Here is a 13,625-nt window from a genome sequence, read left to right on the forward strand (position 1 = left end):
CAATGGCTGAGGCGCCCCCCTCGCTCCTACGAAGAGCGGTCGGTTCGGGCATTGGCGTTTTCATCAATCGATGACCCTCCCTTTCAGGGCGAACAGCCCCTGCGGGCGTTTCTGGATGAACAGGATGATCAGCGCCAGGATCAGGATCTTGCCCAGCACCGCGCCGATCTGCGGTTCGAGGATCTTGTTCGCCACGCCCAGGCCGAAGGCCGCGCAGACGCTGCCGGCCAGCTGGCCGACGCCGCCGAGCACCACCACCAGGAAGGAGTCGATGATGTAGCTCTGGCCCAGGTCCGGGCCGACGTTGCCGACCTGCGACAGGGCCACCCCGCCGAGCCCGGCGATGCCCGAGCCGAGGCCGAAGGCGAGCATGTCCACGCGCCCGGTGGGCACGCCGCAGCAGGCCGCCATGTTGCGGTTCTGCGTCACCGCGCGGACGTTCAGGCCCAGCCGCGTGCGGTTGAGCAGCAGCCAGGTGAGCGCCAGCACGAACAGGGCGAAGCCGATGATGACGATGCGGTTCCACGGCAGCACCAGGTTCGGCAGCACCTGGATGCCGCCGGACAGCCAGGCCGGGTTGGCCACCTCGACGTTCTGCGCGCCGAACAGCACGCGCACCAGCTGGATCAGCACCAGGCTGATGCCCCAGGTGGCCAGCAGGGTTTCCAGCGGGCGCCCGTAGAGGTGGCGGATCACCGTGCGTTCCAGGGCCATGCCGATCGCCGCGGTGACGCCGAAGGCCACCGGCAGCGCCAGTAGCGGGTAGTACTCCAGCAGGCCGGGGGCGAAGCGTTGCAGCAGCGTCTGCACCAGGTAGGTGGAGTAGGCGCCGAGCATGAGCATCTCGCCGTGGGCCATGTTGATCACCCCGAGCAGGCCGTAGGTGATGGCCAGGCCAAGCGCCGCGAGCAGCAGGATGGAGCCCAGCGACAGGCCACTGAAGGCCTGCCCGAGCAGGTCGCCGACCTGCAGCCGGCGCTTGACCTGGGCCAGGCTGGTGGCGGCGGCGGTGCGCACCTGCTCGTCGGCTTCCACGGCCGGGTCGAGCAGGTTCTGCAGGCGGGTCAGGGCCAGCGGGTCGCCGGAATCGCCGAGCAGGCGCACGGCGGCCAGGCGCACCTGTGGGTCGGCGTCGGCCAGTTGCAGGTTGGCCAGGGCCAGTTGCAGGGCGGCCTTCACCTTGTCGTCGGTTTCGGCGCCGGCGCGCTGGGCGAGCAGCTCGCGCTGCGCCGGCTTGGCGCTCTTCTGCAGCTGCCGCGCGGCGTCCAGGCGCGCGGCCGGGTCCCTGGCGACCAGCTGGTGGCTGGCCAGCGCGGTGTTGAGCAGGCCGCGCAGGCGGTTGTTCAGGCGCAGCTTGTCGGGTTCGCCGGCGGCGGCGAGGTCGCCTTCGGCGGGGTGGTATTGCTTGTCGTCGCCGAGGAGGAAGGCGTGGTTCTGCGCGTCGACGGCGAAGCGGCCGGCCTGGAGCGCTTCGAGCAGCGTCAGGCGCTCGGCGTCCGGGGTCGTGGCCCATTGTTCGAGCAGTTTGCCGCGCGCTTCGTTGTCGGCGGCGGCGAAGTCCTGCGCCGGGCCGGCGTGGGTGGGCAGGGCGAGGAGCGTGGCCAGCGCCAGGGCGCAGGCGTGGAGCAGGCGGGTGAAGCGGGCAGTGGGCATGGCGTGGTTCCTGAGCGACTTGCCGTGGCCGGTTCGAAGCCCCTCTCCCCAACCCTCTCCCTGAAGGGAGAGGGGGCCGAGCGGAGCCTGACCGGGACTTCCCCTCTCCCGGTGGGGGGAGGGTTGTTCACAGCGGCACTCAGTTGCTCTTCACCGCATAGTCCGGCTTCTTGTCGTTGCCCGGGATGAACGGGCTCCAGGGCTGGGCGCGGATCGGCTCGGGGGTTTTCCAGACCACGTTGAACTGCCCGTCGTCCTGGATTTCGCCGATCATCACCGGCTTGTGCAGGTGGTGGTTGGTCTTGTCCATGGTCAGGGTGAAGCCCGAGGGCGCCTTGAAGGTCTGCCCGCCCATGGCTTCGCGGACCTTGTCGACGTCGGTGCTGCCGGCCTTCTCCACGGCCTGGGCCCACATGTGGATGCCGACGTAGGTGGCTTCCATCGGGTCGTTGGTCACGGCGGTGGCGTAGTTCGGCAGGTTCTTCGCCTTGGCGTAGGCCTTCCAGTCGGCGACGAACTTCTCGTTCTGCGGGTTCTTCACCGACTCGAAGTAGTTCCACGCCGCCAGGTTGCCCACCAGCGGCTTGGTGTCGATGCCGCGCAGTTCTTCCTCGCCCACCGAGAAGGCCACCACCGGCACTTCGGTGGCTTCCAGGCCCTGGTTGGCCAGTTCCTTGTAGAAGGGCACGTTGGAATCGCCGTTGACGGTGGAGATCACCGCGGTCTTGCCGCCGGCGGAGAACTTCTTGATGTCGGCGACGATGGTCTGGTAGTCGCTGTGGCCGAACGGCGTGTAGACCTCCAGGATGTCCTTGTCGGCCACGCCCTTGCTGTGCAGGAAGGCGCGCAGGATCTTGTTGGTGGTGCGCGGGTAGACGTAGTCGGTGCCGAGCAGGAAGAAGCGCTTGGCGGCGCCGCCGTCCTCGCTCATCAGGTATTCCACCGCGGGGATGGCCTGCTGGTTCGGCGCGGCGCCGGTGTAGAAGACGTTGGGCGACATTTCCTCGCCCTCGTACTGTACCGGGTAGAACAGCAGGCCGTTGAGTTCCTCGAACACCGGCAGCACGGATTTGCGCGAGACGCTGGTCCAGCAGCCGAAGACCACCGCGACCTTGTCCTGGGTCAGCAACTGGCGGGCCTTCTCGGCGAACAGCGGCCAGTTCGACGCCGGGTCGACCACCACCGGCTCCAGCTTCTTGCCGTTCACCCCGCCCTTGGCGTTGATTTCGTCGATGGTCATCAGCGCCATGTCCTTGAGCGAGGTCTCGGAGATGGCCATGGTGCCGGACAGCGAATGCAGGATGCCGACCTTGATGGTCTCGGCGGCCTGGGAGCTGAAGGGGAACAGGCCGGTGAGCAGCAGCGCGCTCACCGCCAGGGTGCTTTTCAACAGGGGACGACGTTTCATCGCGGCAGCCTCCTTGGCTTCCAGTACCTGGGAGGGTGCCGGGCGGATTCTGGGCCGTCGCCTGTGCAGCCTCCCGAAATGGGTAGGGGACCCCTGCGGGTCGGGAGGTCTATCGCAGCATCCGTGCCAAGCAGCGCAAAGCCCTGTGCCAGAAGGCCTGCGCGGGACTTTCTGCCGTTTCGGTCAGGGTTTTCGGGGCGCCATTCTGGTGCGTCGGCGTGGTGCGCGGACGATTCGCCCCCAATTGGGGCGCGCCGTCGCGTGACGCCGCGCTCAGGGCGCGGGCAGGAAGTAGCCGCGCACGCCGGTCATGATGATCTGCGCGGCCAGCGCGCAGACGAACAGGCCCATCAGCCGGCTGACGATCTGCAGGCCCTGCTCGCCGAGCATCCGCTCGATGCGGTCGGACAGGTAGAGGGTGACGCCGAGGGTGAGGCAGGCGAGGAAGATCGCCAGCAGCGCCAGCAGCTTGTCCTCCCAGTGCTGGCCGACGCCCATCACCAGCAGCGCGCCTATGGTGCCGGGGCCGACGGTGATGGGGATGGTCAGCGGGACGATGGTGACGTCCTGCTGCACGTTGTCGCTCTGCACCGCCGAGCGCCCCTGGGCCATGCCCAGGGCGGAGATGAACAGCACGCTGCCGGCGCCGATGCGGAAGGCATCGGCGGTGATGCCGAAGAGGGTGAAGATGTAGCGCCCGAACAGGTACAGCAGCACGCTGGCGACCAGCGCCGCCAGGGCCACGCGCCAGGCCATGTGCTTGCGATCGCGCGGGGCGAAGCCGCGGCTGAGGCTGATGAAGCAGGAAAGCACGAAGAAGGGGCTGTAGAGCACCAGCATCTTCAGGTACACGCTGAACAGCACATGCATGGGGGAATCTCGTCCGGGTGAGATGGCTCTGCTGGGGCAGAAGCATAGCGGGCGGGGGGGGGGGGGTCATTGCCTGGGGGCGGGTTTCGGCGGGGGTTGTTATTTGTAGGAGCGAGCTTGCTCGCGAAGGGTGTTCACCGGTGACGTTGGTGTATTGGCTCGGCTCCTTTCCCTCGCCCCAGCCCTCTCCCTTCAGGGAGAGGGCTGGGGCGAGGTCAACTCGAAACACCTAAGCCGCCTGGAAACCCCGTTCGCGAGCAAGCTCGCTCCTACGAAAAGCGGAAAAGCGGGAAAGTGCATAGGGCGGTGCCTGGGCCTTGCCCATCGCGGACGGAGTCCGCTCCTACATCCCCCGGCAAACACAACGCCCGTAGGATGCGGTTGAGCGAAGCGATACCCATCAACGTGGCCCGATGGGTTTCGCAAGCTCAACCCATCCTACGAAAAGCACCTCGGCGCCGTGATGGGCGTCAGGACGGCAGCGCCGCGTCGCTCTGCTGGCGCAGGCGGCGTTCGCGCTCGGCTACCCAGTAGGCCACCAGTTCGCGCAGTTGCGACAGTTCCACCGGCTTGGCCATGTGCCCGTCCATGCCGACCAGGCGGGCGCGTTCCTTGTGTTCGCTGAGGATGTGCGCGGTGAGCGCCACCACCGGGGTGTGCGGGCGGTGTTCGCTGGCTTCCCAGGCGCGCAGGCGCTCGGTGGCGGAGAAGCCGTCGAGCACCGGCATCTCGCAGTCCATCAGCACCAGGTCGTACTGGGTGGCCTTCATCGCGGCCAGGGCTTCCTCGCCGTTGCTGGCGGTGTCCGGCTGCAGGTCGAGCTTGCCGAGCATGCCGCGGATGACCTTGGTGGAGATGCTGTTGTCCTCGGCCACCAGCACGCGGAAGTCGCTGGGCGGGCTCAGCGGCGTGGGTTCGGCGGCCGCCGGCAGGTAGTTGGTCACGCCGCTGGGGCCGCGCTGGGCCAGTTCGTCGGCAAGGGTGGCCTTGAGCGTGTAGCCGGCCACCGGCTTGGCCAGGATGCGCTTGATCCCGGCGTTGCGGGCGATGATCTTGCTCGGCGCGTTGCTGATGCCGGTGAGCATGATCAGCAGGATGTCGTGGTTGAGGTTGGGGTCTTCCTGGATCTTGGTCGCCAGTTGCATGCCGGTCATGCCGGGCATGTCCTGGTCGAGCAGGACCACGTCGAAGTATTCGCGCAGGTGCGCCTTGGTGCGCAGCAGGGCCAGGGCCTCCTTGCCGGAAGCCACGGCGCTGACGTTCATGCCCCAGACGCTGCACTGCTGCACCACCACCTTGCGGCAGGTCTGGTTGTCGTCCACCACCAGCAGGCGCGCGCCCTGCAGCGGGCTGTCGAGGTCGGCGGTGGGGTGTTCGAGCATGTCCTGGTCCAGCGGCAGGCTCAGCCACAGGGTGTTGCCGCTGTCGCCGCCGCTGTCCAGGCCACTTTCGATGCCCAATTGGCCGGACATCAGCTGGATCAGCTGGCGCGCGATCACCAGGCCCAGGCGGCTGCTCAGGCGGGTGGCGGAGAGGAAGTCGCGGCTGTGCAGCTCGGCGGTGAGCAGGGCCTGGCGGTCGTTGGGGTCCAGCGGGCGGCCGCTGTCCTGCACGGCGATGCGCAGGCGCGTCTTGCCCGGCGGGCCGTCGAGGGCCACCACCAGGAGGATTTCGCCTTCCTCGGTCTGCTTGAAGGCGTTGTCCAGCAGGCTCAGCAGCACCTGGCGCAGGCGCGTCGGGTCGCCGCTGATCACCCGTGGCACCTGCGGCTGGGTGAAGCTGATCAGCTCGATCTTCTGCTGCTCGGCGCGCACCCGGAAGATCGCCAGGCAGTCCTCGATCAGCGCGCCCAGGTCGAACTGCACCTCGTCCAGCTCGATCTGCCCGGACTCCAGCTTGGAGATGTCGAGGATTTCGTTGATCAGCGCCAGCAGCTCGTTGCCGGCGCTGTGGATGGTCTGCACGTAGTCGCGCTGCTTGGCCGACAGCGGCGTGCCGAGCAGCAGCTCGGTCATGCCCAGCACGCCGTTCATGGGGGTGCGGATTTCGTGGCTGATCTTCGCCAGGAACTCGCCCTTGGCCTTGAGCTCGGCGCTGCTGGCGGCGCGCTTGCGGCTGGCGTCGAAGCTCTCCTGCTGCAGTTGGCGCTGGCGCTCGGCCAGGGCCAGGCTGAGCAGGAAGCCGGCCGCCGCGGTCAGCCCCAGCAGCGCACTGCCGAGCCAGTCGCTGCGCGTGGGCACGTAGCCGAGCAGGGCCGGCAGGGACAGCAGCCAGGCGCTGACGAACAGGCCGGTGGCGACGACGAACAGGCGCGCCGGGCGGTAGCCGTGGCGCATGTAGTAGGCGGCGATGAGGAACATGCCCAGGCTGGTGATCGCCACCAGGCCATAGAGCAGCTCGCCGGTGGGGATGTCCAGGGCCAGGTGCAGCAGCGCGCCGAGGCCGAGCAGGCCGAGGCTGCCCAGGGCCAGCAGGCGGCCCAGCGGGCGGCGCGGCGGCTGGTCGTGGAAGAAGCTGGCGGTGTAGCCCAGGGCGCAGCACAGCACCAGCAGCAGGGCCAGCTGGGCGGTCAGCGGCTGCCAGGTCTGGTGCGTGCCGTACCAGGGGCTGAGCAGGCCGAACAGCGTCAGGCAGGCCAGCAGCAGCCCGGCGTGCACCCCGGCCAGCCACAGGCCGCTGAGCACGCGGTTGTAGGCGAAGCGCACCAGGTTGTAGAGCAGCAGCATGCCCAGGCAGCCGAGGAGGATGCCGAACTGCAGCGGGCGCTGCTGGCCGGCGGGGTATTCGGTGCTTTCCAGGCTGATGGTGGGGCGCAGGCTCTGGCTGGAGCTCAGGCGCAGGTAGAGGTCGAGGACTTCGGGGCTGCTGCGCAGCGGCAGCAGGATGTCGCTGTTGAGCAGCGGGCGCTGGCCGGGGTAGAGGTTGCCGGCCTGGCGTTCTTCCAGCAGCTGCGAGCCGTGCAGCAGGTAGAGCTGCAGGCTGTCCAGGCTCGGCGAGAACAGGCGCAGCTGGCGCGGTGCGTCGCTGGCGGGCAGGCGGTAGTGCAGCCAGATGGCGCCGGGGCCGGCGGGGGCGTGCAGGTCTTCGATGTCGAGGGGGCTGAACAGCGGGCGCAGGCGTGCGGAGAGGACGTCCTGCAACTGCAGGCGGCCTTCGCCGTCGTGCAACTGCGACCAACCGCCGGCATCCTGCGCCTGGGCGAGGCCCGGGCCGGCGAGCAGGGCGGTCAGCAGCAGGCAGACCAAGAGTCCTGTGGCGTTCCAGAGCCGGCGCACGGCGAATTCCCTTCGGTGGAGAGTGGCCGGATTATAGCCAAGTGCCGACGGGCCCGAAATCCACCCGGGCCCGCACATGGCCGCCTGCCGACCGCAGGTCGGAAAAAGCGGGCGCAAAGGCAGCGCCCGCCGGCCTTTCAGCCTTCGCCGCGTTCGCGGGCGATGGCACGGTAGCCGATGTCCTTGCGGTAGAAGCAGCCGTTCCAGCGGATCTGCTCCGCCAGGCGGTAGGCCTGCTGCTGCGCCGAGGACACGCTCGGGCCGATGGCGGTGGCGCAGAGCACGCGGCCGCCGGAGGTGACGACCTGGCCGTCCTTCAGCGCGGTGCCGGCATGGAACACCTTGCCGTCGAGCTTGGCGGCTTCGGCCAGGCCTTCGATGACGTCGCCCTTGGCGTAGTCGCCCGGGTAGCCGCCGGCGGCCAGCACCACGCCCACTGTCGGGCGCGGGTCCCAGGTGGCCTCGACCTTGTCCAGCGCCTTGGCCAGGGCGGCCTCGACCAGCAGGACCAGGGAGGACTCCAGGCGGACCATGATCGGCTGGGTCTCCGGGTCGCCGAAGCGGCAGTTGAACTCGATGACCTTGGGCGCGCCGCTCTTGTCGATCATCAGGCCGGCGTAGAGGAAGCCGGTGTAGACGTTGCCTTCCTCGGCCATGCCGCGCACGGTCGGGTAGATGACCTCGTCCATCACCCGCTGGTGCACCTCGGGGGTGACCACCGGGGCCGGCGAGTAGGCGCCCATGCCGCCGGTGTTCGGGCCGCTGTCGCCGTCGCCGACGCGCTTGTGGTCCTGGCTGGTAGCCATGGGCAGCACGTTCTGGCCATCGACCATGACGATGAAGCTGGCTTCCTCGCCGTCGAGGAACTCCTCGATCACCACGCGCGAACCGGCGTCGCCGAAGGCGTTGCCGGCGAGCATGTCGCGCACGGCTTCCTCGGCTTCTTCCAGTGTCATGGCGACGATCACGCCCTTGCCCGCGGCCAGACCGTCGGCCTTGATCACGATGGGCGCGCCTTTCTCCTTCAGGTAGGCCAGGGCCGGCTCGACTTCGGTGAAGTTCTGGTAGTCGGCGGTGGGGATCTTGTGGCGGGCCAGGAAGTCCTTGGTGAAGGCCTTGGAGCCTTCCAGCTGGGCCGCGCCCTTGGTCGGGCCGAAGATGTCCAGGCCGCGCGAACGGAACAGGTCGACCACGCCGGCGACCAGCGGTGCTTCGGGGCCGACGATGGTCAGCTGCACGTTCTTCGCGGCGAAGTCGGCCAGTTGCTCCAGGGCCAGCACGTCGATGGCGACGTTCTCGCACTTGGGCTCGGTGGCGGTGCCGGCGTTGCCCGGGGCGACGAAGACCTTCGCCACGCGCGGGTCCTGGGCGACCTTCCAGGCCAGGGCGTGTTCACGGCCGCCGCTGCCAATCACTAATACGTTCATTGCTATAACCCTGTGTTGGGCTGGAGGCTGAAGGCTGGAGGCTGGACGAGGGTGCCGCTTTTTCGTCCAGCTCCAGCCTTCAGCCTCCAGCGGCTTTTACGATCAGTGATCGAAAATGACACATGCCGGCGAAGACCATTGCCAATCATCAATAGCCCCGTCCTGGGCAGAAGGCTGGCGCTTTTCCGTCCAGCCTCCAGCCTCCAGCGGCTTTTTACGATCAGTGCCTGAAGTGGCGCATGCCGGTGAACACCATCGCGATTCCGGCTTCGTCGGCCGCCGCGATGACTTCGTTGTCACGCATCGAGCCGCCCGGCTGGATCACCGCGGTGATGCCGGCCTTGGCCGCGTTGTCGATGCCGTCGCGGAACGGGAAGAAGGCGTCCGAGGCCATGACCGCGCCTTTCACTTCCAGGCCGGCGTGTTCGGCCTTGATGGCGGCGATGCGCGCGGAGTTCACGCGGCTCATCTGGCCGGCGCCGACACCGACGGTCTGGCGGTGCCTGGCGTAGACGATGGCGTTGGATTTGACGAACTTGGCCACTTTCCAGGCGAAGATCAGGTCGTGGATTTCCTGCTCGCTGGGCGCGCGCTGGGTGACGATCTTCAGGTCCGCCTCGGTGATCATGCCGATGTCGCGGCTCTGTACCAGCAGGCCGCCGTTGACGCGCTTGAAGTCCCAGCCCGGGGCGCGTTCGGCCGGCCACTCGCCGCACTCCAGCAGGCGCACGTTGGCCTTGGCGGCGACCACGGCGCGGGCGGCGGCGGAGACTTTCGGGGCGATGATGACTTCGACGAACTGGCGCTCGACGATGGCCTGGGCGGTGTCGCCGTCCAGCTCGCGGTTGAAGGCGATGATGCCGCCGAAGGCCGACTCGGTGTCGGTGGCGTAGGCCAGGTCGTAGGCCTTGCGGATGCCGCCTTCGTTCTCCGGGACCACGGCCACGCCGCACGGGTTGGCGTGCTTGACGATGACGCAGGCCGGCTTGACGAAGCTCTTCACGCACTCCAGCGCGGCGTCGGTGTCGGCCACGTTGTTGAACGACAGTTCCTTGCCCTGCAGCTGCACGGCGGTGGAGACGCTGGCCTCGCCCTTCTTCGCCTCGACATAGAAGGCCGCGCTCTGGTGCGGGTTCTCGCCGTAGCGCATCTCCTGGGCCTTGATGAACTGGCTGTTGAAGGTGCGCGGGAAGGCGCCGCGGCCTTCGGTGGAGAGGGTGTCGCGCGCCTGGTCGATGGTGCCCAGGTAGTTGGCGATCATGCCGTCGTAGGCGGCGGTGTGCTCGAAGGCCTTCAGGGCCAGGTCGAAGCGCTGGGCGTAGGTCAGGCCGCCGGCCTTCAGGGCCGCGACCACGCCGGCGTAGTCACCGGTGTTGACCACGATGGCGACGTCCTTGTGGTTCTTCGCCGCGCTGCGGACCATGGTCGGGCCGCCGATGTCGATGTTCTCGATGGCGGTCGGCAGGTCGCAGTCGGCCTTGGCCACGGTGGCCTCGAAGGGGTACAGGTTGACCGCCACCAGGTCGATCGGCTTGATGCCGTGCTCGGCCATCACCGCGCCGTCGATGTCGCGACGGCCGAGGATGCCGCCGTGCACCTTCGGGTGCAGGGTCTTGACGCGGCCGTCCATCATTTCCGGGAAGCCGGTGTAGTCGGCCACTTCCACGGCGGCGATGGCGTTGTCCTTGAGCAGCTTGTAGGTGCCGCCGGTGGAGAGGATCTCCACGCCGAGGGCGACCAGCTCGCGGGCGAAGTCGACGACGCCGGTCTTGTCGGAGACGCTGATCAGCGCGCGGCGGATGGGCAGGCGGAGGGAGTGGTCGGTCATAACGGTTCCATCTGATGAGGATAAGAGCGCTGGAGGCAGGAGGCTGGACGAGGGGCGCTTTTTCGTCCGGCCTTCAGCCTTTAGCCTCCAGCGGCTTTTAGAGCAGGTCGTATTGCTTGAGCTTCTTGCGCAGGGTGCCGCGGTTCAGGCCGAGCAGCTCCGACGCCTTGGTCTGGTTACCCTTCACGTGGTCCATCACGGTTTCCAGCAGCGGTGCCTCCACTTCGCAGAGCACCATGTTGTACACGTCCGTGACCGGCTGCCCATCGAGGTGGGCGAAGTAGTTGCGCAGTGCCTTCTCGACGCTGTCGCGCAGGGTATGGCCTTCCTGCGTCGGCGTGTTCAGGTGCTGTTTGAGGTTCGCGTTGTCGCTCACGGGTGTCATTCCACTCACTAAAGTCTCGGTCATCGTTGTCATGCGGCCACCCCTTTTCCGTTGTCATGGCGCTCGGCGAAGAACTGCCTGACGCTGGCGCTCTGTGCATCCGTGTTCTGCAAACGATTGAACTGGGCGCGGAACTCCGCCGCCCCCGGTAACGTCGCCAGGTACCAGCCCACGTGCTTGCGGGCGATGCGGACACCCAGCTCTTCCCCATAGAAGGCATGCAAGGCGGCCAGGTGCTCCAGCAAAATGCTTTCCACCTCGGCCAGGGACGGCGCCGGCAAGGTCTCGCCGGTGCTCAGGTAGTGCTCGATCTCACGGAATATCCACGGCCGGCCCTGGGCGGCGCGGCCGATCAGCAAGGCGTCGGCGCCGGTGTGCTGGAGCACCTGGCGGGCCTTCTGCGGCGAGGTGATGTCGCCATTGGCGAACACCGGGATGGACACCGCCTGCTTGATCGCGGCGATGGTTTCGTATTCGGCGTCGCCGGTGTACAGGTCGGCGCGGGTGCGGCCGTGCACGGCCAGGGCCTGGATGCCCGACTGCTCGGCGATGCGCGCGACGTTCACGCCGTTGCGGTTGTCGCGGTCCCAGCCGGTGCGGATTTTCAGCGTCACCGGCACTTCGACGGCGGCCACCACGGCCTCGAGGATCTCGGCCACCAGCTTCTCGTCGCGCAGCAGCGCGGAGCCGGCGGCCTTGTTGCAGACCTTCTTGGCCGGGCAGCCCATGTTGATGTCGATGATCTGCGCGCCCAGCTCGACGTTGGCGCGGGCGGCCTCGGCGAGCATCTGAGGGTCGCCGCCGGCTATCTGCACCGAACGCGGCTGATCCTCGCCGTCATGCACCAGGCGCAGGCGCGACTTGCGGCTGTTCCACAGGCGCACGTCGCTGGTGACCATCTCCGAGACCACCATGCCGGCGCCGAGGCGGCGGCACAGCTGGCGGAACGGGCGATCGGTGACGCCGGCCATGGGAGCCAGGATCAGTCTGTTGGGCAGTGTGTAAGAGCCGATGCGAACCACCGACATCGCTTCCCTGTTATGGGGCGTAATCGCTGTACGCTCCCGCGGGTCGAGGACTCGGGGAGGGTCGGCGAGAGGCCACCGGTGCTTGCAAAAAAGGGAGGGCATGATACCCGCTCTCGATGACCGGATAAAGGCGATTTTGGATAAATTCTGAACAGCCGCCGGCTTATTGCCTGGGGTTGGAAGACGAGCGGAACTGGCGCTGCGCGGGGTTCTGCGCTACGCGCCGGTCACTCCGGCGAATGGAAGCTGAGGCTGTAGTTGACCGCCTTGGGGCCCGGGTCGAGGATGTCCAGCGACACGTGGATCGGCGTCTGCGGCGGCATCTCGCTGCGCCCGGCCAGTTCGCCGCCCAGGTATTCGCTGGGCTTGAAGCTGCGGCTGGCGATCAGCTGGCCGTTGAGGTCGGCGAAGCGCAGCTCCAGCAGCGGGAAGGGCTGGGAGAAGCTGGCGCGGTTGTAGATGATCGCGTCCACCACCAGGGCGCCGCTGAAGTCCGGGTGGCTGCGCACCACCAGGTTGCTGCTGCGGATCTGCTCGACGTCGACCTTGGACGGCAGGGTGCAGCCCAGTTGCGGGCAGAGTTCGGCGAACCAGGGGCGGTAGGCGTCTTCGCGGGCCAGCTCGTCGAAGTGGTAGGCGACGTACTGGGCGCCGAGGCCGGCCAGGGCCAGGAGGATCAGCAGCAGCCAGAGCAGGCGGCGGCCCCAGCGGCTCTTGGGCTTCTGCCAGTCCAGCTGCAGGGGTTCGTCGCTGAGGTCGCGCAGGGCGGTCTCGCCCAGGCCCGGGTCGGGGCGAAGGGGCTCGCGGTCTTCTTCGTCCTCGTCCGGCGGCGTACCCAGGCGGGGCGTTTCGCGCGGCATCAGCGGGGGCTCGGCCTCGGATTCCTCATCCTGCTCGGCGGCTTCCGCCTCCAGCGCTTCCAGCGGCTCGTCGTCGCGGCGGGCGCTGAAGCTCGGCAGGTCGTCGTCTTCCTCTTCTTCGACCGTGGCGGCCACGGCTGGCTCTTCGACCGGCGCCGGCTGCGGTTGGGGCGACGCGACGGACGGTTGTTCGGCCTCTGCGTCGATGCGGCCCAGGCTCGGTTCCAGGCGGCCGCCTTCGCTCGCCTGGCGTTCCTCGTCGCGCAGCAGGGCCTCGGCCCAGCGCTCGTCATGCGGGTCGCGCACCACCGGGCGATTGCCCAGCAGGGCCTCGGCCGGCTTGGGCGCGGACTGCAGTTCGCGGAATTCCTGGGACAGCTCGAATTCGTCGAGCTTGGCCAGTTCCTCGTCGAGGTTGAGGCTGTCCAGGTCCAGATCGTCGTGGATCCACAGGGTGTCGTCGGCGGGCTTGGCCGCGGCGGGGGCCTCTTCCGCCGGCGGGGGCGCTGCCGGGGCGGGCGCCGGTGCCGGAATGGGGGCCGGCGCGGGCGTGGCGGCCGGGGCCATCGTGCTGTCGGCGGACGGCCGCGCGCTATGCGGCGCCAGTGGCCAGCCGAGGGTGGCGACGCCGGGCGCCGGGACGGGGCGCGGGGGCTCGCTCGGCGCGGCGGGCGCTGCCGGTTTCGGGGCCGCTGCCGGCGGCTGGATGGGCTCGCCGCCGGAGCGCGCGGTGCCGCCCAGCATATGTTGCGGGGCGTTGAACACCTTGAGGCAGGCGCCGCAGCGTACAGCGCCATTGGCCGCACCCAGCTGCGTCTGGTTGACGCGGAAACTGGTGAGGCAATGCGGGCACTGTGTGATGAAACTGGCGCTCATGCGGCGGTCCGGCGA

9 protein-coding genes are annotated in these 13,625 nt (G+C 68.3%); all 9 read right to left on the minus strand.

Going from position 1 to position 13,625, the window contains the following annotated elements:
- Positions 1–63 precede the first annotated feature (63 nt).
- Positions 64–1,653, minus strand: coding sequence for an urea ABC transporter permease subunit UrtB (gene urtB / locus BM060_RS21335; RefSeq protein ID WP_074982766.1), 1,590 nt, complete (start codon positions 1,651–1,653; stop codon positions 64–66).
- A 139-nt stretch (positions 1,654–1,792) separates the two neighbouring features.
- Positions 1,793–3,061: an urea ABC transporter substrate-binding protein gene (urtA, locus tag BM060_RS21340; protein ID WP_074982769.1), complete on the minus strand. Its 1,269-nt coding sequence runs from the start codon at positions 3,059–3,061 to the stop codon at positions 1,793–1,795.
- 273 nt (positions 3,062–3,334) lie between these two features.
- The gene (gene tspR, locus BM060_RS21345) at positions 3,335–3,931 is read right to left on the minus strand and encodes a MarC family protein (RefSeq protein ID WP_074982771.1); all 597 of its coding nucleotides are present in this window, start codon (positions 3,929–3,931) and stop codon (positions 3,335–3,337) included.
- A 470-nt stretch (positions 3,932–4,401) separates the two neighbouring features.
- Positions 4,402–7,206 (minus strand): hybrid sensor histidine kinase/response regulator, encoded by a 2,805-nt coding sequence (locus tag BM060_RS21350; RefSeq protein ID WP_074982772.1) that lies wholly within the window; start codon positions 7,204–7,206, stop codon positions 4,402–4,404.
- A 137-nt stretch (positions 7,207–7,343) separates the two neighbouring features.
- The gene (gene purD / locus BM060_RS21355; RefSeq protein ID WP_074982774.1) at positions 7,344–8,633 is read right to left on the minus strand and encodes a phosphoribosylamine--glycine ligase; all 1,290 of its coding nucleotides are present in this window, start codon (positions 8,631–8,633) and stop codon (positions 7,344–7,346) included.
- Between the two features lie 220 nt (positions 8,634–8,853).
- Positions 8,854–10,461 (minus strand): bifunctional phosphoribosylaminoimidazolecarboxamide formyltransferase/IMP cyclohydrolase, encoded by a 1,608-nt coding sequence (gene purH / locus BM060_RS21360; RefSeq protein WP_074982777.1) that lies wholly within the window; start codon positions 10,459–10,461, stop codon positions 8,854–8,856.
- A 97-nt stretch (positions 10,462–10,558) separates the two neighbouring features.
- Positions 10,559–10,879, minus strand: a complete 321-nt coding sequence (gene fis / locus BM060_RS21365) for a DNA-binding transcriptional regulator Fis (protein ID WP_009613305.1) — start codon at positions 10,877–10,879, stop codon at positions 10,559–10,561.
- Positions 10,876–11,874: a tRNA dihydrouridine synthase DusB gene (dusB, locus tag BM060_RS21370; RefSeq protein WP_009613304.1), complete on the minus strand. Its 999-nt coding sequence runs from the start codon at positions 11,872–11,874 to the stop codon at positions 10,876–10,878. Before dusB ends, fis begins: the two co-directional genes overlap by 4 nt.
- 227 nt (positions 11,875–12,101) lie before the next feature.
- The gene (locus BM060_RS21375) at positions 12,102–13,610 is read right to left on the minus strand and encodes a DUF3426 domain-containing protein (protein ID WP_074982779.1); all 1,509 of its coding nucleotides are present in this window, start codon (positions 13,608–13,610) and stop codon (positions 12,102–12,104) included.
- Positions 13,611–13,625: the final 15 nt, after the last annotated feature.

The sequence above is a fragment of the Pseudomonas citronellolis genome (genome assembly GCF_900112375.1).
Lineage (GTDB): Bacteria > Pseudomonadota > Gammaproteobacteria > Pseudomonadales > Pseudomonadaceae > Pseudomonas > Pseudomonas citronellolis.